General features: G+C 71.8%; 18 protein-coding genes and 1 tRNA gene. 16 read left to right on the top strand and 3 right to left on the bottom strand.

Annotated features, from left to right (window positions below; translation table 11 throughout):
* The 5 genes from CA983_RS05195 to CA983_RS05215 form a co-directional block, all read left to right on the top strand.
* A partial coding sequence (locus tag CA983_RS05195; protein ID WP_107500200.1) for a type II secretion system F family protein occupies positions 1-689 on the top strand: 689 nt, incomplete at its 5' end.
* The gene (locus CA983_RS05200) at positions 686-1,474 is read left to right on the top strand and encodes a type II secretion system F family protein (RefSeq protein ID WP_086599697.1); all 789 of its coding nucleotides are present in this window, start codon (positions 686-688) and stop codon (positions 1,472-1,474) included. The genes CA983_RS05195 and CA983_RS05200, both read left to right, overlap by 4 nt.
* A 74-nt stretch (positions 1,475-1,548) precedes the next feature.
* On the top strand, positions 1,549-1,758 hold the full coding sequence (locus CA983_RS05205; protein ID WP_086599698.1) for a DUF4244 domain-containing protein: 210 nt from the start codon (positions 1,549-1,551) through the stop codon (positions 1,756-1,758).
* Positions 1,745-2,110 (top strand): TadE family type IV pilus minor pilin, encoded by a 366-nt coding sequence (locus CA983_RS05210; RefSeq protein WP_086599699.1) that lies wholly within the window; start codon positions 1,745-1,747, stop codon positions 2,108-2,110. Before CA983_RS05205 ends, CA983_RS05210 begins: the two co-directional genes overlap by 14 nt.
* A 59-nt stretch (positions 2,111-2,169) precedes the next feature.
* The gene (locus CA983_RS05215; RefSeq protein ID WP_086599700.1) at positions 2,170-2,526 is read left to right on the top strand and encodes an Rv3654c family TadE-like protein; all 357 of its coding nucleotides are present in this window, start codon (positions 2,170-2,172) and stop codon (positions 2,524-2,526) included.
* A 241-nt stretch (positions 2,527-2,767) separates the two neighbouring features.
* Here CA983_RS05215 and CA983_RS05220 read toward each other — a convergent pair whose 3' ends face one another.
* Complete coding sequence (locus CA983_RS05220) at positions 2,768-5,284, bottom strand: DEAD/DEAH box helicase (protein WP_244206651.1); 2,517 nt, start codon at positions 5,282-5,284, stop codon at positions 2,768-2,770.
* 79 nt (positions 5,285-5,363) lie between these two features.
* Between CA983_RS05220 and bldG the strand changes: the two genes are divergently transcribed.
* From bldG to CA983_RS05275, 11 genes are all read left to right on the top strand, one after another.
* Positions 5,364-5,705 carry an anti-sigma factor antagonist BldG gene (bldG, locus tag CA983_RS05225; protein WP_003991900.1) on the top strand — a complete coding sequence of 114 codons (342 nt, stop codon included), beginning with the start codon at positions 5,364-5,366 and terminating at the stop codon, positions 5,703-5,705.
* Positions 5,706-5,840: 135 nt separating this feature from the next.
* Entirely contained in the window at positions 5,841-6,278 is a 438-nt protein-coding gene (locus tag CA983_RS05230) for an ATP-binding protein (RefSeq protein ID WP_086599701.1), read from the top strand.
* A gap of 273 nt (positions 6,279-6,551) precedes the next feature.
* Positions 6,552-8,957, top strand: coding sequence for a sodium-translocating pyrophosphatase (locus tag CA983_RS05235; RefSeq protein ID WP_086599702.1), 2,406 nt, complete (start codon positions 6,552-6,554; stop codon positions 8,955-8,957).
* Between the two features lie 194 nt (positions 8,958-9,151).
* The gene (locus CA983_RS05240; protein ID WP_086599703.1) at positions 9,152-9,733 is read left to right on the top strand and encodes a small secreted protein; all 582 of its coding nucleotides are present in this window, start codon (positions 9,152-9,154) and stop codon (positions 9,731-9,733) included.
* Positions 9,734-10,043: 310 nt separating this feature from the next.
* Positions 10,044-11,573, top strand: coding sequence for a DUF7059 domain-containing protein (locus tag CA983_RS05245; RefSeq protein ID WP_086599704.1), 1,530 nt, complete (start codon positions 10,044-10,046; stop codon positions 11,571-11,573).
* A 299-nt stretch (positions 11,574-11,872) separates the two neighbouring features.
* Positions 11,873-12,070, top strand: a complete 198-nt coding sequence (locus CA983_RS05250; protein ID WP_086599705.1) for a hypothetical protein — start codon at positions 11,873-11,875, stop codon at positions 12,068-12,070.
* Between the two features lie 247 nt (positions 12,071-12,317).
* Positions 12,318-15,194 carry a type I DNA topoisomerase gene (gene topA / locus CA983_RS05255; RefSeq protein ID WP_086599706.1) on the top strand — a complete coding sequence of 959 codons (2,877 nt, stop codon included), beginning with the start codon at positions 12,318-12,320 and terminating at the stop codon, positions 15,192-15,194.
* A gap of 223 nt (positions 15,195-15,417) precedes the next feature.
* Positions 15,418-18,732, top strand: coding sequence for a dTMP kinase (gene tmk, locus CA983_RS05260; protein WP_086599707.1), 3,315 nt, complete (start codon positions 15,418-15,420; stop codon positions 18,730-18,732).
* Between the two features lie 291 nt (positions 18,733-19,023).
* Complete coding sequence (locus CA983_RS05265; RefSeq protein WP_086599708.1) at positions 19,024-20,229, top strand: DNA polymerase III subunit delta'; 1,206 nt, start codon at positions 19,024-19,026, stop codon at positions 20,227-20,229.
* Positions 20,230-20,426: 197 nt separating this feature from the next.
* On the top strand, positions 20,427-22,061 hold the full coding sequence (locus tag CA983_RS05270) for an alpha/beta hydrolase (protein ID WP_086599709.1): 1,635 nt from the start codon (positions 20,427-20,429) through the stop codon (positions 22,059-22,061).
* Positions 22,062-22,168: 107 nt separating this feature from the next.
* A tRNA-Thr gene (locus CA983_RS05275) sits at positions 22,169-22,242 on the top strand.
* Between the two features lie 125 nt (positions 22,243-22,367).
* Here CA983_RS05275 and CA983_RS05280 read toward each other — a convergent pair.
* Positions 22,368-22,760, bottom strand: coding sequence for a DNA-binding protein (locus CA983_RS05280; RefSeq protein ID WP_086599710.1), 393 nt, complete (start codon positions 22,758-22,760; stop codon positions 22,368-22,370).
* Positions 22,760-23,011 (bottom strand): hypothetical protein, encoded by a 252-nt coding sequence (locus CA983_RS05285; RefSeq protein WP_086599711.1) that lies wholly within the window; start codon positions 23,009-23,011, stop codon positions 22,760-22,762. The genes CA983_RS05280 and CA983_RS05285 overlap by 1 nt, the downstream gene beginning before the upstream one ends.
* Between the last annotated feature and the right edge of the window lie 2 nt (positions 23,012-23,013).

A 23,013-nucleotide genomic window follows, 5' to 3' on the forward strand; every position in this document is an offset into this window, starting at 1 on the left:
GGCGGCTGCGGGCCGAGTGGTGGGCGCCGGTGGCGGGGCTGGTGCTTGCGGTGCTCGGGGCGTCGGTGCTGCCAGTCGTGCTGGGGGCGGCCGGGGTGCCGCTGCTGCGGCGGGTCCGGCTGGCCGGTCAGGTGCGGCGGGACCGGGAGCGCCGGGCCGACGCGGTGATCGCGTTGTGCGGGGCGCTCGCCGGGGAGGTGCGGGCCGGACGCCAGCCGGGAGAGGCGCTGCTGCGGGCCGCGCGGGACTGCGGCGGACTCGCGGACGCACAGGCGACGGTGCTGGCGGCGGCACGGTTCGGCGGCGACGTGCCGGACGCGCTCGCGGCCGCCGCGAGGCAACCGGGTGCCGAGGGGCTGAGGGGACTCGCGGCGTGCTGGCGGGTGGCCGTGGACCAGGGCGCGGGGCTCGCGGCCGGACTCGACCGGCTAGCCGCCGCCCTGCGCGCCGAACGGGACCAACGGTCCGACCTGCGCGCCCAGTTGGCGGGCGCCCGGGCCACGGCGGTGCTGCTCGCCGGGTTGCCGGCCTTGGGGCTCCTCATCGGCACGGCCCTCGACGCCGACCCCCTCCATGTCCTGCTCCACACCACGGCGGGCCTGGGCTGTCTGGTGACCGGCGGCGTGCTGGAGGGCCTGGGGCTGTGGTGGGTGCTGCGGATCGTGCGGAGCGCGGAGGCGGCGGGATGAGCGGAGAAGTTGTCCACAGGCTGGGGGTGACGGTGGGGATCGCACTGACCCTCTGGTGGTCGGTGCGTCGGCTCAAGCAGGCTCGGCACCGCCGGAGGACAAGGCACCGGTTGGCCGAACTGTCGCCGCGAGAAGCGACTCCTCCGGCTCCGCGCCTCGCCCTGATCCGGACCGCGCGGAGATGGCTGGCCCCCGTAGGCGTGGCGGGTGCCGGGTGGGCGCTGATCGGCGGCCTGATCGGTTTCGGCGTCGGACTGGCCGGCGCGGTGGGGATGTGGCGGTGGCGGCTGCGGCAGGACGCGGCCGGTACGGACCCACGGGCACCCGACCTCGCCGAGGCGGCGCGGCAACTGCCCCTGGCCGCCGACCTGCTGGCGGCCTGCATCGCGGCGGGCGCCGGCCCGGTGATCGCCGCGCAGGCCGTGGGAGAGGCCCTGGGCGGTCCGGTGGGCGACGCCCTCGCCCAGGGTGCGGCGGAGGTCCGGCTGGGCGGTGAACCGGGCGCCGCCTGGCGGAGGTTGGCCGCCGTCCCGGGTGCCGGAGGCCTGGCCCGGTTGCTCGAACGGGCCGATGTGTCCGGACTGCCCGCCGCCACACCGGTCGCACGACTCGCCGCCGAGGCCCGCGCCGACTGGGGCCGGGCCGCGACGGCCAGGGCGCGCCGAGCGGGCGTCATGGTCAGCGCCCCGGTCGGACTGTGCTTCCTGCCCGCGTTCATCGCGGTCGGCGTACTGCCCGTGGTGATCGGGCTCGCGGGCGGGGTGCTCGGAAGGGGTGGTGGCTGAGGCGGAGACCCGGATCGGCGGAACAGGTCAGAGACGACCAACAGAAGTTCGGACTCATTCCTACGGGGGTTGAGATGTATCAGGCGGTACGGGCACGGCTGGGTGCCCTGGTGTGCGGTACGCGTGCGGCGCGGAGGGACGCGGGGATGGTCACCTCCGAGTACGCGATGGGAATCGTCGCGGCGGTGGCGTTCGCGGTGGTCCTCTACAAGGTCATCACGAGCGGCGCGGTCAGCGCGGAGCTCCAGAACATCGTGAAGGACGCCCTCAATGCGCGGATGTGAGCGGGGCGCGGACCGGGGGTTCGTCACGGCGGAGTCGGCCGTTGTGCTGCCCGTGCTGGTGATGTTCGCGATGGCGCTGGTGTGGGGGCTGCTGGTCGTGGCCGCGCAGATCCAGTGCGTGGACGCGGCACGGACGGGCGCCCGCGCGGCGGCTCGCCAGGACCCGCCCGACGCGGTCGTGAGACTGGCCCGCGAGGCGGCACCGCCCGGCGCGAAGGTGACCGTCAACCGGGGCGCGGAACACGTCCGGGTGGTCGTCGCGGCCGAGCCGCCGGTGCTGCGCGGCCTGTCCTTCGCCGTACGGGAGGAGGCCGTGGCGTCGGTGGAGGAGACGGTGGGGGTGGGCAGGTGAGACGGCGGCCGGAGGTGCGAGGCCGGAGCCCGGCGTGGCGGGACAGGGGGCGCCGGCCGATGAGAGGTGCCGCTGCGGACCAGGGGTCCGCCACCGTCTGGAGCGTCGGGGCGATCGCCGTCCTGTGCGTGGTGTTCGGCATCGTCCTCGCGCTGGGGCAGGCCGTCGTGATCCGGCACCGTGCGGCGGGCGGTGCGGATCTCGCGGCGCTCGCGGCGGCGGACCACTGGGCCGAGGGCGGCACGGCGGCCTGTGCCCGGGCCGGCCGGGTGGCCCGGGCACAGGGCGTCCGGCTCGTGCGGTGCGAGGTCGTCGGGGAGATCTCCGACGTGACGGCGGCGTCGGGCAGGGGGCCGTTCACGGCGGAGGTCAGGGCGAGGGCGGGGCCTCCGGTGGCTTCTTTGGGTCTCCCGTAGGCCCGGGGAAGGCAGGGCCCGGGTGGTGCTGGGGTGTCTCTTCTGAGCCTCGCGGTGGTTCCCTTGGGGTTTCCCGTCGGCGGGGATTGTCAGGGCCTGTGCGGTGCTGGGGCGTCTCTCCTGGACCTCCCAGTGGCTCCCTTGGGTCTCCCGTCGGTGAGGGGCATGGTCCGGGCGGTTGCCGGGGCGCCCCTCCTGGACCTCCCGGCGGCTCCATGGGTCCTCCCGTCCGGGGGAGCCGTCAGGGCCCGGGCGGGTGCTCTGAGGGCTCTCCTGAGCCTCCCGGTGGCTGCTCCTGCGTCTCCTTCTCCTCGGGAGCGCCCTCCAGCAGCACCGTGAGCAGCCGTACCGCCCCCCTCTTGTGCAGCGGGTCGTTGCCGTTGCCGCACTTGGGGGACTGGATGCAGGACGGGCAACCGGCGTCGCACTCGCAGGAGGCGATGGCCTGGCGGGTGGCGGTCAGCCAGGTGCGAGCGGTGTGGAAGGCGCGCTCCGCGAAGCCCGCGCCGCCGGGATGACCGTCGTAGACGAAGACGGTGGGCAGGAGCGTGTCGGGATGGAGCGGGATCGACACACCGCCGATGTCCCAGCGGTCGCAGGTCGCGAAGAGGGGCAGCAGGCCGATCGACGCGTGCTCGGCGGCGTGCAGGGAGCCGCCGAGGATCTCCGGGTTGATCCGGGCGCGGTCGAGCTGGTCCTCGGTGACGGTCCACCACACGGCCCGGGTGCGCAGCGTACGAGGAGGGAGGTCGAGTTTGGTCTCGCCCAGCACCTCGCCGGTCATGAGCCGCCTGCGGAGGAAGGAGACCACCTGGTTGGTGACCTCGACGGAGCCGTAGCACAGGCGGCCGTCGCCCCAGGGGACCTCGACGTCCGTCTCCAGGACGGAGATCGACGTCGTGTCGCGGGCGACCGTGGAGTAGGGCGGGGCGGCCTCCTCGACGAGGGCGACGGAGTCCTCCAGGTCCAGCGACCGCACCAGGTACGTGCGGCCCTGGTGGAGGTGGACCGCCCCCTCGTGGACGGTCGAGTGCGCGGCGCCCGCGTCGACCGTGCCGAGCAGCCGGCCCGTGCCGCTCTCGACGACCTGGATCGGGCGCCCGCCCTCACCGCGGATGTCGGTCAGGTCGGCGGCCCGCTCGCGGCGGGTCCAGTGCCAGGCCTTGGTGCGGCGACGCAGCAGCTTGGCGGCCTCCAACTGGGGGAGGAGGTCCTCGCAGGCCGGGCCGAACAGGTCGAGGTCCTCGTCCGTCAGGGGCAGCTCCTCGGCGGCCGCACACAGGTGCGGGGCCAGCACGTAGGGGTTGTCGGGGTCGAGGACCGTCGACTCGACGGGCTGGTCGAACAGGGCCTCCGGGTGGTGGACGAGGAAGGTGTCCAGCGGGTCGTCACGCGCGACCAGGACGGCCAGCGCCCCTTGCCCGGACCGTCCGGCCCGGCCCGCCTGCTGCCACAGGGAGGCGCGTGTGCCCGGGTAGCCGGCGATGACGACCGCGTCCAGGCCTGAGATGTCGATGCCGAGTTCGAGGGCGTTCGTCGCGGCGAGGCCCAGCAGTTCACCCGAATGGAGGGCACGTTCGAGTGCGCGGCGTTCCTCCGGGAGATAGCCGCCCCGGTACGCCGCGACACGCCGGGCCAGTGACCGGTCGACCTCGGCCAGTCGCTCCTGGGAGATGACGGAGATCAGCTCGGCGCCGCGCCGGGACCGTACGAAGGCGACCGAGCGCACGCCCTGCACGGTGAGGTCGGTGAGCAGGTCGGCGGCCTCGGCGGTGGCCGTGCGGCGGACGGGGGCGCCCTTCTCGCCGTGCAGCTCGGTCAGCGGCGGTTCCCAGAGGGCGAACACCAGTTCACCGCGCGGGGAGGCGTCGTCGGCGACCTCCACCACCGGCAGGCCGGTGAGGCGGCGGGCGGCGACCGCGGGCTCGGCGGCGGTGGCGGAGGCCAGCAGGAACACGGGCGAGGCGCCGTAGCGGGCGCACAGGCGGCGCAGTCGGCGCAGCACCTGGGCGACGTGTGAGCCGAAGACGCCGCGGTAGGTGTGGCACTCGTCGACGACGACGTACTTCAGCGACTTCAGGAAGGAGGACCAGCGGGGGTGGGACGGCAGGATGCCGCGGTGCAGCATGTCCGGGTTCGTCAGGACGTAGTTGGCGTACTGGCGGATCCACTCGCGCTCCTCGAACGGAGTGTCGCCGTCGTACACGGCGGTGCGTACCGAATGGCCCAACGGATGTGAAAGTTCCTTCACCGAGCGGCACTGATCCGCCGCAAGAGCCTTGGTGGGGGCCAGGTAGAGGGCGGTCGCGCCGCGGCCGTTCGGGGCCTCGGCGCCGTCCAGGAGGGCGGACAGGACCGGCGCGAGGTAGGCCAGGGACTTGCCGGAGGCCGTGCCGGTCGCGACGACGACCGATTCGCCGTCCAGCGCGTGCTCCGCCGCACGCGCCTGGTGGGCCCACGGATGTTCGATGCCCGCGGCCCGCACGGCCGCCACGACCTCCGCGCGGATCCGGTCCGGCCAGACGGCATGCCGACCCTCGCGCGGGGGCAAGTGCTCCGTATGAGTAATGCGCGAAGCCCTGCTCGGACCGGACGCGAGGCGGTCCAGGACCGCGCCCGGCGCGGGTCGGGAGGCGGGGTCCGTCGGCGGTCGATCGGATCGGTGATTCTTGGCCATCGGCACCGAGTGTGTCACTGGCGTGACGGACAATGGAGCCAAGGCGTCGTGCACGCCTGCCCGTAAGTGATTGAATGCCATCGCGGCTGGCGAATCGTCCAGGGGACGAAGCCGAGGTGCCCCAAGGGCGACCGCTCGATAGCAAGGTGCTGGAGGATCCGTGGACCTGTCCCTGTCGACCGAGACCATGGGCGATCGCACGATCGTCAGGGTCGGTGGCGAAATCGACGTATATACCGCGCCCAAGCTGCGCGAGCAGTTGGTCGAGCTGGTGAACGACGGCAGTTTCCACCTTGTCGTCGACATGGAGGGCGTGGACTTCCTCGACTCCACCGGGCTCGGCGTGCTGGTCGGCGGCCTGAAGCGTGTGCGGGCCCATGAGGGCTCCCTGCGCCTGGTCTGCAACCAGGAGCGCATTCTGAAGATCTTCCGCATCACCGGCCTCACCAAGGTGTTCCCCATTCACACCTCGGTCGAGGAAGCGGTGGCGGCGACCGACTGACCACCGGACCCGGGCCTCGCGCCCGGGCCGGCCGAAGTCGCGGCAAGAGTTCGGCAGAAGTGAAGACCGAGGGGGCCCGGGCTTTCGGCGGCCCGGCGCCTCTCGACAGCACGCCCGTAGTTGCGAGGGGGATGCATGGCCACCGTTGAGCTCCGCTTCAGCGCGCTGCCCGAGCACGTCAGGACCGCCCGGCTGGTGGCGGCCGCGGTGGCGCGCAGGGCCGGAGTGGACGAGGCCGTCCTCGACGAGGTCAGGCTCGCCGTCGGCGAGGCCTGCACGCGGGCCGTCGGACTGCACAAGACCGGCGGGATCTCGGCACCGGTGAAGGTGCTGCTGATCGAGGAGGAAAAACAGTTCTCCATCGAGGTCGGCGACGAGGCCCCGCACGCGGTCCCGGGCGAGCGTGCGCCCGGCGCGGGACCCGGCGACCCCGACGGTGAGGCCGACGAGGACGAGATGGGCCTCGCTGTCATCAGCGGACTCGTCGACGACGTCGAGGTCAGCGCGGGGGAGCACGGCGGGTCGATCAAGATGACCTGGCCGACCACACCACCGCCGACCATCCTGGCCTGACCGGCCACCGCGCACACCGTTTTCGATGATGGGCCCCACCCGTGGGGCCCATCGTCATGTGCGGGTGTCAGTGGTCGCCTTTACAGTAGTTCCTGTGCCGTTCCTCGCGTGAATTCGTTCACGATCATTCGCATGCTCCACGGCAGTCCGAGAATGCTTTCAGGGCATTACCTCAGAAGGCCAATTCCGCTTATCGTGCTCTGTTTTGATCGGGTTCCGGTACCTACAATCCCGTCCACATCTTGAGCTCAGCCCAAGCGTCAAGGAGGACGAATGGCGGGGCTTTTCAACTCATCACAGTCGGGCCATCCCACAGACCTCGCAGCCGCCGTACTGACCGATGGCAACCGCGTCCTCGTCGTGGTCATCGCGGTCGTCGCGCTGGCGGCACTCGTGGTCGCGGGCGTCCTGGTACGCCAGGTACTCGCGGCCGGCGAGGGCACCGACAGCATGAAGAAGATCGCGGCGGCGGTCCAGGAAGGCGCGAACGCCTATCTGGCACGTCAGCTGCGCACGCTCGGCGTATTCGCCGTGGTCGTGTTCTTCCTGCTCATGCTGCTGCCCGCGGACGACTGGAATCAGCGTGCCGGTCGGTCGGTGTTCTTCCTGATCGGAGCGGCGTTCTCGGCAGCCACCGGCTATATCGGCATGTGGCTCGCCGTGCGCAGCAATGTGCGTGTCGCAGCGGCGGCGCGTGAAGCGACACCGGCGGTAGGCGAGCCGGAAAAGGATCTCACCGCCGTCTCGCACAAAGCGATGAAGATCGCATTTCGCACGGGCGGCGTAGTCGGCATGTTCACGGTGGGCCTCGGCCTGCTGGGCGCCTCCTGTGTGGTGCTGGTGTACGCGGCCGACGCGCCGAAGGTGCTCGAGGGCTTCGGCCTCGGGGCCGCGCTGATCGCGATGTTCATGCGTGTCGGCGGCGGCATCTTCACCAAGGCCGCCGACGTCGGCGCCGACCTGGTCGGCAAGGTCGAACAGGGCATTCCGGAGGACGACCCGCGCAATGCCGCGACCATCGCCGACAACGTGGGCGACAACGTCGGCGACTGCGCGGGCATGGCGGCCGACCTCTTCGAGTCGTACGCCGTGACCCTGGTCGCCGCGCTGATCCTGGGCTCGGCGGCCTTCGGCGACGCCGGGCTCGGCTTCCCGCTGCTCGTGCCGGCGATCGGTGTGATCACCGCCATGATCGGCATCTTCGCGGTGGCGCCGAGGCGGGCCGACCGCAGCGGCATGAGCGCCATCAACCGCGGGTTCTTCATCTCCGCGGTGATCTCGCTCGTGCTGGTGGCCGTGGCCGTCTTCGTCTACCTGCCCGGGAAGTACTCGGACCTGGACGGCGTGACGGACGCGGCGATCACGGGCAAGGACGGCGACCCGCGGGTCCTCGCGCTCGTCGCGGTGGCCATCGGCATCGTGCTCGCCGCTCTGATCCAGCAACTGACCGGCTACTTCACCGAGACCACCCGGCGTCCCGTCCGGGACATCGGCAAGACCTCGCTCACCGGCCCGGCCACCGTCGTCCTCGCCGGTATCTCCGTGGGTCTCGAATCCGCCGTCTACACCTCCCTGTTGATCGGCCTCGGCGTGTACGGGGCGTTCCTGCTCGGCGGTACGTCCATCATGCTGGCGCTCTTCGCGGTGGCGCTGGCGGGCACCGGCCTGCTCACCACGGTCGGCGTGATCGTCGCGATGGACACCTTCGGGCCGGTCTCCGACAACGCGCAGGGCATCGCGGAGATGTCCGGCGACGTCCAGGGCGCGGGCGCGCAGGTGCTCACGAACCTGGACGCGGTCGGCAACACCACCAAGGCGATCACCAAGGGCATCGCGATCGCCACGGCCGTGCTCGCGGCGGCGGCGCTGTTCGGGTCGTACCGCGACGCGATCATCACCGGAGCGCGCGATGTGGGCGAGCAGTTGTCCGGGGCGGGCGCACCGATGAGCCTGATGATGGACATCTCGCAGCCCAACAACCTCGTGGGTCTCGTCGCGGGCGCGGCGGTCGTCTTCCTCTTCTCGGGGCTGGCGATCAACGCCGTGTCGCGGTCGGCGGGTGCCGTGGTCTTCGAGGTGCGGCGGCAGTTCCGCGAGCGGCCCGGGATCATGGACTACAGCGAGAAACCGGAGTACGGCAAGGTCGTCGACATCTGCACCAAGGACGCCTTGCGCGAGCTCGCCACGCCCGGTCTGCTCGCCGTGATGGCGCCCATCTTCATCGGGTTCACGCTCGGCGTCGGCCCGCTCGGCGCGTTCCTGGCGGGCGCGATCGGCACGGGCACGCTGATGGCGGTGTTCCTGGCCAACTCCGGTGGCGCCTGGGACAACGCCAAGAAGCTCGTCGAGGACGGTCACCACGGAGGCAAGGGCAGCGAGGCGCACGCGGCGACCGTGATCGGCGACACCGTCGGCGACCCCTTCAAGGACACCGCCGGTCCCGCGATCAACCCGCTGCTGAAGGTCATGAACCTGGTGTCGCTGCTCATCGCGCCCGCAGTGATCCAGTTCTCCTACGGCCCGGACAAGAGCATCGGGGTACGGATCCTCATCGCGGCGCTCGCGTTCGTCGTCATCGTCGGTGCGGTGTACGTGTCAAAGCGGCGCGGAATCGCCATGGGTGACGAAGACAACGCCGAATCGAAGCCCAAGTCGGCGGACCCGGCGGTGGTTTCGTAGGGAGGTCGTCCAAGCCCCAGCTCAAGGTGCGGGCGGGCAGCGCGCGTTGACGCGTCGCCCGCCCGCTCTGTGCATGTGCACCACCACGCCGTGAGGCTTCTCTCGCTTGGTGCAGAAGGTTACAAAAAGGTCTTAATAGACTCTCGGCGTGCGGTTGCCGTGCATCTGGCGTGTATGTTCCGGGGCCGAGAGCCATGGAAGGGACCAAACCGGTGAACAAGAAGCTCGCGGCCGCACTGTCCGGCGGTGCGGTACTGGTACTGGCGCTGTCGGGGTGCGGCGGCGACGACAACGAGAAGCTGGACTCCTGGGCCAAGCAGGTCTGCGACGCCGTACAGCCGCAGGCCAAGAAGATCGAGTCGGCCAATGCCTCGATCCAGAAGGAAACCTCGGACAACAGCAAGCCGGAGGACGTCCAGAAGACCGACGCACAGGCCTTCCAGGACATGTCCGACGCCTACAAGGCCATCGGGGCCGCGGTGACCAAGGCCGGGGCGCCGGACGTCGAGAACGGCGAGAAGAAGCAGCAGGACGCCGTCAAGGAGCTCAACACGATCTCCTCCTCGTACGCCTCCCTGAAGAAGCAGGTCGACGCGCTCGACACCAAGGACCAGGGCAAGTTCGCTGACGGTCTCAAGGACATCGCCACCGAGCTCGACAAGCTGGGCAAGAGCGGGAACGACGCGCTCCGGACCCTGGAGGAGGGCGAGGTCGGCCAGGCGATGGCCCGGCAGACCAGCTGCAAGGCGGCCACGGCGCCGGCGACCCAGAGCTGAGCAAGGAGCCATTTTCGACCGTGCCGGCGGGGACGTCTCCCTCAGGCCCCAGGCGTGGCCGACCCGCATGCCCAGCTTGTCGAAGGCGGGCCGGCGGGACCGTTGAGCCGGAAGTGACGGTCGGGCCGGTCCGCCGCTGAGCCGAGTGTGGCTGCCGGGCCGGTCCGCTGAGCCGCGCCCGAAACCCGGCACGGGCGCGTGTGGCACCGGAGTCCTGCCCGATACCCGGCACGGGCGCCTGTGGCACCGGAGTCCTGCGATACCCGGCACGGGCGCGTGCGGTACCGGTGCCGGCGGACACAATGGGGGCGTGAGTAACGCCAGCCAGTCACCCCTGTCCCCGCTGCCCTCCTCCGACCGTCCCGATGTCGCCGCCCGGCTCCGGGATGCCCTGCTCGGAGCCTCCTTCACCGCCGACGGGCTGCTCGAACTGCTCGGCGCCCCCGCGTACGCGGCCCTGGCCCGGAGCGAGACCGTGCCCGCGCTCCGGGCGACCCGCGGGGACACGCCGCTGGAGTTGCTCGTCCGGCTGTTCCTCCTTCAGCAGCCCGTGCCGCACGCGCGCGTGGCGGACGTCCTGCCCGTCGACGCGTGCCTGGAGAGCGGCTGGCTGACGCGCGTCGGTGGCGACGAGCTCGCCGCCACCGTGGACGTACGGCCGTACGGCGGGCCCGGTGGCGAGGACTGGTTCATCGTGTCGGACCTGGGCTGCGCGGTCGGTGGCGCCGGCGGGATCGGCCGGCGTGACGAGGGAGTCGTCCTGGGAGTCGGCGGCGCTTCCACGACACTCGCCGGCATCACCGTCCGTACGCCCGTCGCCGCCGCGCTCGACCTCGGCACCGGCTCCGGCATCCAGGCGCTGCACGCCGCGCAGCACGCCACGCGCGTGACGGCCACCGACCTCAACCCGCGCGCGCTGCACATCACCGCCCTCACGCTGGCGCTGTCCGGCACCCCGGGCGCCGATCTGCGCGAGGGCTCCCTCTTCGAGCCGGTGCGGGACGACGAGAAGTACGACCTGATCGTCTCGAACCCGCCGTTCGTGATCTCTCCCGGCGCCCGGCTCACCTACCGCGACGGCGGGATGGGCGGGGACGATCTGTGCCGCACGCTCGTTCAGGAGGCGGGGGAGCGGCTGAACGAGGGCGGGTTCGCGCAGTTCCTCGCCAACTGGCAGCACGTGGAAGGGGAGGACTGGCAGGAGAGGCTCAGGTCTTGGGTGCCCCGGGGCTGCGACGCGTGGGTCGTGCAGCGCGAGGTGCAGGACGTCAACCAGTACGCCGAGCTGTGGCTGCGGGACGCGGGTGACCACCGCGAGGACGTGGCGGAATATCAGGCGCGGTACGACGCCTGGCTCGACGAGTTCGAGGCGCGCAAGGTGAAGGCGGTCGGCTTCGGCTGGATCACCCTGCGCAGGACGGGCGCCGCCGTGCCCTCCGTCACGGCGGAGGAGTGGCCGCATCCGGTCGAGCAGCCGCTCGGGGACACCATCCGGGCCCACTTCGACCGGCTCGACTACCTGCGCGACCACGACGACGCCGCGCTGCTCGAAGCACACTTCCGGCTCGGCGCCGAGGTCGTGCAGGAACAGGTCGGGCTGCCCGGCGCGGAGGACCCCGAGCATGTCGTGCTGCGCCAGAACCGCGGCATGCGCCGGGCCACCCGGGTGGACACGGTCGGCGCCGGCTTCGCGGGCGTGTGCGACGGCACGATGAGCGCGGGCCGCATCCTCGACGCCATCGCTCAGCTGATCGGCGAGGACCCGGTGCTGCTGCGCGACCGCACTCCGGCGCAGATCCGGCTGCTCGTCGAGCAGGGGTTCCTGGAGCCGGTCCGCTGAGGGACCCGGCAGGGGCGCCCTCCGAGGGGCCCACCCGTGCACCGCATGTGCCCCATGCGTCACTCAACGCACCCCACGCCCCGTGCTCACCCCCGGCGGGCCCTCGTCGAGGAGACTCGTCAATAAAATTCGAGTCGATTTGAACACCTCGTCCAGAACGGTCCGTGAGGGGCCGGACGTCCCTGATCCGCGGCTGTGTCGCCCCGGCGTTCACCTCCGGTTCGCCTGCCCGCCGCCCACGCGTGTCAGCCTCCGGTGGCTGGGCAGACGCGGACGGGAGAAAAGGGGCGCGGCGAGCTATGGAGAGCGAACCGGCGATCTTCGCGGGAGTGGTGTTCTCCCTGTTCGGGGGCGGACTGCTGGCCTGGACCGTGACACGCGTCCGCCAGCACCAGCCCGTCGCCCAGGGTGTGAGCCCTGTCGCATCGGCGACCCTCGCAAGCGTCGTCGCGGTGCTCGCCCTGGCAGTCGGAACCTGGTGCTTCACCCGCCTGTGAAGCCCGTGTCGGCGACGCGCCTGTGGGTAACGGGGAGGTTGCACTCCGCATGGCGCCGGGCCTGCTCCGGGCACTCCGGGCAGCAGGAACGGTGGTAGTCGGGTTACCGTTCGAGTGGCCGTTGCGGGCTTTTCCCGTTTGACACGGGGGCGGGATGTACCGTCACACTCCGCAGCGTCACCACGACCCGACCCCGGGAGACGAACCCTGGGGAGGCCCCCAGCGTCGACCGGAGAGAAGAGCGAAGTTGTCCCCGACCAGCGAGACCGCACAGGGCGGCCGCCGACTCGTCATCGTCGAGTCGCCTGCCAAGGCGAAGACGATCAAGGGCTACCTCGGCCCCGGCTACGTAGTCGAGGCGAGCGTCGGGCACATCCGTGACCTTCCCAACGGCGCCGCCGAGGTGCCCGAGAAGTACACCGGCGAGGTCCGCCGCCTCGGTGTGGACGTCGAACACGACTTCCAGCCGATCTATGTGGTCAACGCGGATAAGAAGGCGCAGGTCAAGAAGCTCAAGGATCTGCTGAAGGATTCCGACGAGCTCTTCCTCGCCACCGATGAGGACCGCGAAGGCGAGGCCATCGCCTGGCACCTCCAGGAGGTCCTCAAGCCCAAGGTCCCGGTCAAGCGGATGGTCTTCCACGAGATCACCAAGGCCGCGATCCAGGCCGCCGTGGCCAACCCGCGCGAGCTGAACCAGAAGCTCGTCGACGCCCAGGAGACCCGCCGCATCCTCGACCGCCTCTACGGCTACGAGGTCTCGCCGGTCCTGTGGAAGAAGGTCATGCCGCGGCTGTCCGCGGGCCGTGTCCAGTCGGTCGCCACACGACTCGTCGTGGAGCGGGAACGCGAGCGCATCGCCTTTCGTTCGGCTGAGTACTGGGACCTGACGGGCACCTTCGCGACCGGCCGCGCCGGAGACCAGTCGGACCCGTCGTCGCTGGTCGCGCGCCTGCAGACCGTCGACGGCAGGCGGGTCGCGCAGGGCCGCGACTTCGACTCCCTGGGCCAACTGAAGAGCGCGAACACCCTCCACCTCGACGAGGCGAACGCCCGCGCCCTGGCCGCCGCCCTGGAGAACACGAGCTTCGCGGTCCGGTCCGTCGAGTCCAAGCCGTACCGCCGCTCGCCGTACGCCCCGTTCCGTACGACGACGTTGCAGCAGGAGGCGAGCCGCAAGCTCGGCTTCGGCGCGAAGGCGACCATGCAGATCGCCCAGAAGCTGTACGAGAACGGCTACATCACCTATATGCGTACGGACTCCACGACCCTGAGCGACACGGCGGTCGCCGCCGCCCGCGCCCAGGTCACGCAGCTGTACGGCGCCGACTACCTGCCGCCGCAGCCGAGGACGTACGCCGGGAAGGTCAAGAACGCGCAGGAGGCCCACGAGGCGATCCGGCCCTCGGGTGATCGTTTCCGCACTCCCGCCGAGACCGGACTGACCGGCGACCAGTTCAAGCTGTACGAGCTGATCTGGAAGCGGACCGTCGCCTCCCAGATGAAGGACGCGACCGGCAACAGCGTCACGGTGAAGATCGGCGGCACGGCGGCCGACAGCCGGGACGTCGAGTTCAGCGCGTCCGGCAAGACGATCACCTTCCACGGCTTCCTGAAGGCGTACGTCGAAGGCGCCGACGACCCGAACGCCGAGCTCGACGACCGCGAGCGCCGCCTGCCCCAGGTCTCCGAGGGCGACGCCCTGAGCGCCGAGGAGATCACGGTCGACGGGCACGCCACCAAGCCCCCGGCCCGCTACACCGAAGCGTCCCTGGTCAAGGAGCTGGAAGAGCGCGAGATCGGCCGCCCGTCGACGTACGCGTCGATCATCGGCACGATCCTGGACCGCGGCTACGTGTTCAAGAAGGGCACGGCCCTGGTGCCGTCCTTCCTGTCCTTCGCCGTGGTCAACCTCCTGGAGAAGCACTTCGGGCGGCTCGTCGACTACGACTTCACCGCCAAGATGGAGGACGACCTCGACCGCATCGCCCGCGGTGAGGCGAAGTCCGTGCCGTGGCTGAAGCGGTTCTACTTCGGTGAGGGCACAGGCGGGGGCGGTGCCGCCGACGCCGGCAACGGCGACGGGGATCACCTCGGCGGCCTCAAGGAGCTGGTGACCGACCTGGGCGCGATCGACGCGCGCGAGGTGTCGTCGTTCCCCGTGGGCAACGGCATCGTGCTGCGGGTCGGCCGCTACGGGCCGTACATCGAGCGTGGCGAGAAGGACACCGAACAGCACCAGCGCGCCGACATCCCGGACGACCTGGCGCCGGACGAGCTGACCGTCGACCTCGCGGAGGAGCTGCTCGCCAAGCCGAGCGGCGACTACGAACTGGGCACCGACCCGGCCACCGGCCACACGATCGTCGCCAAGGACGGCCGCTACGGCCCGTACGTGACGGAGATCCTCCCCGAGGGCACCCCGAAGACGGGCAAGAACGCGGTCAAGCCGCGCACGGCGTCCCTGCTCAAGTCGATGTCCCTGGACACGGTGACCCTCGACGACGCCCTGAAGCTGATGTCGCTGCCGCGCGTCGTCGGCACCGACGCCGAGGGCCAGGAGATCACCGCGCAGAACGGCCGCTACGGCCCGTACCTGAAGAAGGGCACGGACTCGCGCTCGCTCCAGTCCGAGGAGCAGCTCTTCACGATCACGCTGGAGGAGGCGCTGGCGATCTACGCCCAGCCGAAGCAGCGTGGCCGGGCGGCCGCCAAGCCGCCGCTGAAGGAGCTGGGCACCGACCCGGTGAGCGAGAAGCCGGTCGTCGTCAAGGACGGCCGCTTCGGGCCGTACGTCACCGACGGGGAGACCAACGCGACCCTGCGCTCCGGCGACAGTGTCGAGACGATCACCCCGGAGCGCGGCTTCGAGCTGCTCGCCGAGAAGCGCGCGAAGGCGCCGGCGAAGAAGACCGCGAAGAAGGCGGTCAAGAAGGCTCCGGCGAAGAAGACGACGGCGGCCAAGAAGACCGCGGCGAAGAAGACCACGACCGCGAAGAAGACGACGGCCAAGAAGACCACCACCGCGAAGAAGACGACGGCCAAGAAGACCACCACCGCGAAGAAGACGACGGCCAAGACGGCTGCCAAGACGGCGACCGCCTCGGAGCCGGCGGAGGACTGAGGCTCGGTCAGGGCCGGTTCGGGGCCCGTTCGGGACTCGCGCGGGATTCTGCGCGGGACCCGTTCGGTACCTGTCCGGTTTCCGTCCGGTATCCGGACTGTCGAGGTCCGGATCTTCGCCCAGGGTTCGGAAAGCGAACGCCCCGGCAACACTTCGGTGTCGGGGCGTGCGCATGCCAGACCGGGCATCCCAGGGTGTCGGTGGCTCCCGATAGGCTGAATGCATGACGCGAGCCGAGCATCCAACGGCCTCTCAGCCGGCCCCCGACGACGCCCTGGTCGCGGACTCCCGCGAGCGTGCCGTCCGCGCCCTGCTGCGCCGTCCGCAGTTGAAGCGGTTGTGGAGCGCACAGCTCGTGGGCGGCGTGGGCGACACCCTCGCCCTTTTCGTGCTGGTCGTCCTCGCCCTTCAAGCGGCCGTCGCCGAGGGCTCGTTCGGGGGCGGCTACCGAGGCGTGGCGTTCGCAGTGGCGACCGTTTTCGGGGTGCGCATCCTGGCTACGCTCCTGTTCGGCGCCGTGCTCCTCGGCCCCCTCACCGCGCTCACCTCCCAGGACGGCCCGCTGGACCGCCGCTGGACCATGGTGGGAGCGGACGGACTGCGCGCGGCGCTGCTCATCGTCGCCCCGCTGTGGATCGACTGGACGCCCGATGACGCGCCGGCCGTCCTCCTCGTCACGGCCTTCGTGACCGGAGTCGCCGAGCGGTTCTGGACGGTGTGCCGCGAGAGCGCGGCCCCCGCGCTGCTGCCGCCTCCGCCGCCGGAAGGGGCCACGGTCCGGCCGCTGCCCGACCACATGGACGCCCTGCGCCGCCTGTCGCTGCGCACCGGCTTCGTCTCGATCCCGCTCGCGGCCGTCGCCCTCGTCGTCGCGGCCCTGTTCAACAACCTGCTGGGCGCCGGCATCGACTGGTTCGCCCAGCACCAGGCGGCCCTCGCCTCCTACGTCGCGGCAGGGCTGTTCGCCGCCTCCCTGTCCGTGCTGACCTTCCTGGAACTGCCCGCCACGCGCACCCCTCGCGCGCGGTCGCCGCTCGAGGGGCTGCGCCGCCCGAAGACCACCGCCGGCGCCGACAAGGGCCGCACCGGCGTGATGCCGCTGCTGGTGCTGGCCTGCGCGGCCGTCGCCGCCGCGGTGTCCGCCGCCGTCGCCGTGGCCGTGCTGCACGCCAAGGACCTGGGCGGCGGCCCGGTGCTCTACGGGCTGTTCGTGGGCGCGCTGACCGGCGGTGTCGTCGTCGGCATCCGTACGGCGCCCGCGCTGCTGCCCGCCCTGTCGCGCCGTCGGCTGCTCGCGCTGGCCATCGCCTTCACCGGTGTCGCGCTGCTGGCCGCCGGACTGGTCCCGGACGTCACCAGCGTGCTGCTGATCCTCGCGCTGGCCGGCGTCGGTGCGGGCATGTCCGCCAACATCGGGCACACCCTGCTCGACCAGGAGACCGAGGAGTACCGGCGGTCCCGTACGACGGAGCACCTGCACGCGGTCGTCCGCGTCTGCGTCGCGCTCGGCGCGGTGATCGCCCCGCTGGTGGCGGCGGGGATCGGGCCGCACCGGCTGGAGAGCGGCAAGTTCGTCTTCGCGCACGGTGGCGCGGCCTTCACACTGATGCTGGCCGGCGCCCTGCTGCTGCCGGTGGCCGCGCTGGTGCTGGCCAAGGTCGACGACCGTTCCGGAGTGCCGCTGCGCCAGGACCTGCGTGACGCGCTGCTCCGCGGCGACGACCCCGAGCAGGCGCCCGCCGCCTCCGGTTTCTTCATCGCCCTGGAGGGCGGCGACGGGGCCGGGAAGTCCACGCAGGCCGAGGCGCTCGCCGAGTGGATCCGCGGCAAGGGCCACGAGGTCGTGCTGACGCGCGAGCCGGGGGCCACGCCGGTGGGCAAGCGGCTGCGGTCGATCCTGCTGGATGTGTCGAGCGAGGGGCTGTCGCACCGCGCGGAGGCGCTGCTGTACGCGGCCGACCGGGCCGAGCACATCGACACCGTCGTACGGCCCGCCCTGGAGCGCGGCGCGGTCGTCATCTCCGACCGGTACATCGACTCATCCGTGGCCTATCAGGGGGCGGGCCGTGACCTGTCGCCGACCGAGATCGCCCGGATCAACCGCTGGGCCACGAACGGACTCGTGCCGCATCTGACCGTCCTGCTGGACGTCGCGCCGGAGACCGCGCGCGAGCGGTTCACGGAGGCGCCGGACCGGCTGGAGTCGGAGCCGGCCGAGTTCCACGCGCGCGTGCGGGCCGGTTTCCTGACCCTGGCCGCGGCCGACGCCGGGCGGTACCTGGTGGTGGACGCGGGCCAGGAGCCCGAGGCCGTGACGACCGTCATCCGGCACCGGCTCGACCAGGTGCTGCCGTTGTCCGAGGCCGAGATCAAGGCCCAGGAGGAGGCACGCAGGAAGGCCGAGGAGGAGGCCCGCCGGAAGGCTGAGGAAGAGGCTGCCCGCAAGGCCGAGGAGGAGCGCCTGGAGCGTGAGCGCCAGGAGCAGCTCGCCAAGCTGCGCGCCGAGGAGGAGGAGCGCAAGCGGCGCGAGCTGGAAGAGGCGCAGCGCCGCGAGGCCGAACGGCAGGCGGAGGAGGCCCGGCGGCGGGCCGAGGAAGCGCGCAGGAAGGCCGAGGAGGAGCGGGCTCGGCTCCTCGCGGAGGAGAAGGCCCGCGCCGAGGAGGAGGCCCGGCGCAAGGCCGAGGAGGAGCGCCGCCGCCAGCAGGCCGAGGAAGAGGCCCGGCTGCGCGCCGAGGCCGAGGCGCTCCGCCTGGAGAAGCAGCGCAAGGCCGAGGAGGCCCTGCTGCGGGCCGAGGAGGCCCGGCGTCTGGCGGAGGCGGCTGCCGCTGCCGCGGAAGCCGGGCCGAAGCGCACCGCCCCGCGCGGTGCCTCCGGTTCGACGGCCGGTCAGGACGCGGCGACGGTGCCCACGCCCGTGGTGAAACCGGGCGGCGCGGCGGACGACACGACCGTGCTGCGCCCGGTGCGGGACGAGGCGCGGGGCCGGGGCCGGGCCTCCGGGGGGTCCGACGCCGAGGTGACGGCCGAGCTGCCCAAGCCGCCGGTTCCGCCGGGTGCGGGGGAGGAGACGGAGGTACTGCCGCCGGTCCGCCCCGCGTCCGCGTCCGGGTCCGGATCCGGGTCCGGTGACGAGACCGAGGTGCTGCCCCAGGTGCCCTCCGGGGCGGGCGACGAGACGGCCGTGCTGCCTCCGGTCCGGTCGGGAGACGCGGACGAGACGGCCGTACTGCCCCCGGTCCCGCCGGGGGACGCCGAGGAGACGGCCGTGCTGCCGCCCGTACGTGAGGACGAACCGGCGGACCGGGTTCCGCCCGGGTACTTCCGGGAGGACGCCCCGGCCGCCCGGCCCGACGGCACGGACCGTACGCGGGAGATGCCCCAGGTCGACGCCGAGGGCCGGCCCCGCCGGCGGTCCGACTGGGCCGAGGAGACGCCGCTGGACGACCTGCCGTCACTGGCGGACGAGCTGCTCGGACCGCACGAGGACGAGCCGGACGACGGACGGGRGCGCCGGGGGAAGGGCGGCCGGGGCCGCTGAGGCCTCCGGCGGTCCGACCGGGGGCGTTCGACAGGGGGCAAAAGTCATGCCGGGCCCGGAGGCCAGCGGCCCTCTTGCAGGACCGCGAAAAACATAACGGGGCGGGCCGACGCGGGAGTCGGGCCCGGGCCGGGTCTGCGAGACGCCTGGGCCAGCCCTGGGAGATGCCTCGGCCGGGCCGGCGAAACGCCTGGGCCGGACCGGCGAGATCAGGCGGCGGCAGCCGTTGTCAGTGGTCACCCCCACAATGGATCTCACACCGTGGAACGTGACGAAAGGGCGGCGTGACCCATGAGCGTGTGGGACGACCTCGTCGGGCAGGAGAGGGTGAGCGCGCAGCTGGACGCCGCCGCCCGGGACGCGGACGCCCTGGTCACCGCGGCCGGGACCGACGTGCCCCCGCCCGAGGCGTCGAGGATGACGCACGCGTGGCTGTTCACGGGCCCGCCCGGGGCCGGCCGGAACCAGGCGGCGCGGGCGTTCGCGGCGGCCCTGCAGTGCGTCAGCCCGGACCGGGCTCTCGGCGGCTCCCCGGGCTGCGGCTTCTGCGACGGATGCCACACGGCCCTGATCGGCACGCACGCCGACGTCACCACCGTCGCCGCGGTCGGCACGCAGATCCTCGCCGACGACATGCGCGACACCGTCCGCAAGTCGTTCACATCACCGGCGAACGGCCGCTGGCAGGTCATCCTCGTCGAGGACGCCGAGCGGCTCAACGAGAAGTCGGCCAACGCCGTCCTCAAGGCGGTGGAGGAGCCCGCCCCGCGCACGGTCTGGCTGCTGTGCGCCCCCTCCATCGAGGACGTCCTGCCGACGATCCGCTCCCGCTGCCGCCACCTGAACCTGAGCACGCCGTCGGTCGACGCCGTGGCCGACATGCTCGTACGCCGTGAGGGCATCGAGCCGGAGGTCGCCGCCGCGGCCGCCCGCGCGACCCAGGGCCATGTCGAACGGGCCCGCCGCCTGGCCACCGACCCGGCCGCGCGCGAGCGCCGTGCCGCCGTGCTGAGGCTGCCGCTGCGGGTGGACGAGATCGGCAGTGCGCTCAAGGCCGCCCAGGAGCTCGTCGACGCGGCCGCCGAGGACGCCAAGCAGCTCGCCGAGGAGACGGACTCCAAGGAGACCGAGGAGCTGAAGACCGCCATGGGCGCGTCCCAGGGCGGCCGCATGCCGCGCGGCACCGCGGGCGTGATGAAGGACCTGGAGGACAGGCAGAAGCGCCGCAGAACGCGTACGCAGCGCGACAGCCTCGACCTCGCCCTGACCGACCTCACGTCCTTCTACCGCGACGTCCTCGCCCTCCAGCTCGGCTCGCGCGTGGCCATCGCCAACGCGGACGCCGAGGACGCCCTGGAGCGCCTCGCCCGGGGCAGCTCCCCGGAGTCCACGCTCCGCCGCCTCGACGCGATCGCCGCCTGCCGCGACGCCCTCGACCGCAACGTGGCGCCGCTGCTCGCGGTGGAGGCGATGACGATGGCGCTCAGAGCGGGCTGAGCGGGCTGAGCGGGCTGAGCGGGCTGAGCGGGCTGAGCGGGCTGGGCCGGCAGAGCGGCACCGCGCGGCCTGCACACGAGAGGCCTGCACACGAGAGGCCTGCACACGAGATGGACGCGGAATTGACGCCGTAACTCGTACGAGGCACGACACGCACGCTGGGCATCCATTCCGTTGCGCAGAGTTACGCTCGCTGGATGGACACAAGGCGCCTTCCCCGCTCCGCCTCCCGCTCCGTCTCCCGTTCCGGCGGCCTGCACCGCCGGACCCGCGGCGGAGCCAGGACCGCAGCCGGCCTTCTCGCCACGGCCGCACTGCTCGTCTCCGCCTGCTCCTCCGGGAGCTCGACGACGTCCTCCGCAGCTGCTGCGGAGGAAGCGGCACTGGTCGCGCTGCCGCGGTCCACCCCCGCCGCGCTCACGCCGTACTACGACCAGAAGCCGGCCTGGCGCCGCTGCGACGTCCAGGGCTTCGAGTGCGCCACGATCAAGGCACCGCTCGACTACGCCAAGCCGGCCGCCGGAGACGTCCGGCTCGCCGTCGCCCGCAAGAAGGCCACGGGCCCGGGGAAGCGGCTGGGCTCGCTGCTCGTGAACCCCGGCGGGCCCGGCGGCTCGGCGATCGGCTACGTCCAGGCGTACGCCGGCATCGGCTACCCGGCCGAGGTCCGTGCCCGCTACGACATGGTGGCGGTCGATCCGCGCGGTGTGGCCGGCAGTGAGCCCGTGGAGTGTCTGGACGGGCCGGAGATGGACACGTACACGCAGACGGACACCACGCCCGACGACACCAAGGAGACCGACGGACTGGTCGAGGCGTACCGGACGTTCGCCGAGGGCTGCGGCGTGGACGCGCCCCGGCTGCTGCGCCATGTGTCCACCGTGGAGGCGGCCCGGGACATGGACATCGTGCGGGCGGCGCTCGGCGACCAGAAGCTGAACTACGTCGGCGCCTCCTACGGCACCTTCCTCGGCGCGACGTACGCCGGGCTCTTCCCGGACCGGACGGGCCGGCTGGTGCTGGACGGCGCGATGGACCCGTCGCTGCCCGCGCGGCGGCTGAACCTCGAACAGACGGCGGGCTTCGAGACGGCGTTCCGGTCGTTCGCGCGGGACTGCGTACGGCACGCCGACTGCCCGCTGGGCAAGGCGGGCACCTCGCCCGGGCAGGTCGGCAAGAACCTCAAGGCGTTCTTCGAGAAGCTGGACGCGCGGCCGGCCGCCACCGGCGACCCCGACGGCCGCCGCCTCACCGAGTCGCTCGCCACCACCGGCGTGATCGCGGCCATGTACGACGAGGGCGCCTGGGAGCAGCTGCGCGAGGCGCTGACGTCCGCGATGAAGAAGAACGACGGCTCCGGGCTCCTCGTCCTCTCCGACGGCTACTACGAGCGGGACGCCGACGGCGGCTACAGCAACCTGATGTTCGCCAACGCGGCCGTGAACTGCCTCGATCTGCCGCCTGCCTTCGACACTCCCGACGAGGTGCGCAGGGCACTCCCCGAGTTCAAGAAGGCGTCCCCGGTCTTCGGTGAGGGCCTGGCGTGGGCCGCCCTGAACTGCGCGTACTGGCCGGTCCACGCCACGGGTGAGCCGCACCGCATCGAGGCGAAGGGCGCCGCCCCCATCGTCGTGGTCGGCACCACCCGCGACCCCGCGACCCCGTACCGCTGGGCGCAGGCCCTGGCCGGCCAGCTCTCCTCGGCCCGCCTCCTCACCTACGAGGGCGACGGCCACACGGCGTACGGCCGAGGCAGCTCCTGCATCGACCGCACGATCAACGCGTACCTCCTCCGCGGCACCCCTCCCACGGACGGGAAGCGCTGCTCATAACCCCGCGCCCAGCCCCGGAGGGCCCGCCTCCGGGGCTGGTCCGGAGCACCCTCAGAAACTGTGTAGACTTACCGTCGTTGCTGATCGCACCATAGTGCGGACAGCGCGCCGCCTTAGCTCAGATGGCCAGAGCAACGCACTCGTAATGCGTAGGTCTCGGGTTCGAATCCCGAAGGCGGCTCCGAGAAGCCCAGGTCTCGTAGCTAGTGACCTGGGCTTTTTTTGCGTTCCATTGGCTGATTGCCGTGCTTGGTCGGGGGCTTGCACAGCGTCATGCGTGAGCGGGTGTGCACCGATCCGCACGCGTCAGGCTTTGATGACCTCGACGGCGGGTCCACAGAGCAGGTTGATGTCCTCAGGGTCGGAGGTGAGGACGGTGACCGGTCTTGGCGCCGAGCGTGCAATGGCCGCGAGGACGGCGTCGATGGCGTACTTGTGGCCGCTGAGGTGGTGGTCGCGCAACAGTACTGCCGCTTGGCCGGTGACGCTCTTGGTGACGTCATGGACGTCGATCCGGGAGAGTACCCACCGGATGCGGGCGGGGTGGATGCGCTCGTAGTCCGCCTCGAGCGTGGCCATGGCGGTCGTGGCCACTCGGATGCCTTCTTCCGAGGCTGCTTGGACGAGAGCCAGGACGGTGCGGTCCTTGAGGTAGAGCTTGGACAGGCCCTCGCTGTCGAGGAGGAGCGTTCCGGGCATCAGGCTGCGGCGCCGTTCGAGTCGTGCTGATCATGGCGCAGTACGGCGCGGGCCGCTTCAATCTCTTCCCGGGACAACGGGTCGTTGTCGGTCTCGAAGTCGGCGACGATCTCACGAAGCTTGTCCATGGCCACACGCTGCTCGAGGGCCTCCGCCACGTAGGCGGAGAAGCCACCGGGGCCTACATGGGTACGTACGGCCTCAGCGAGGTCTTCGGGGAGGCTGATCGAGTACTTCTTACTACCGCTCATGG

Origin of the sequence: Streptomyces swartbergensis, assembly GCF_002148965.1 — a bacterium.
Classification (GTDB): Bacteria; Actinomycetota; Actinomycetes; order Streptomycetales; family Streptomycetaceae; genus Streptomyces; species Streptomyces swartbergensis.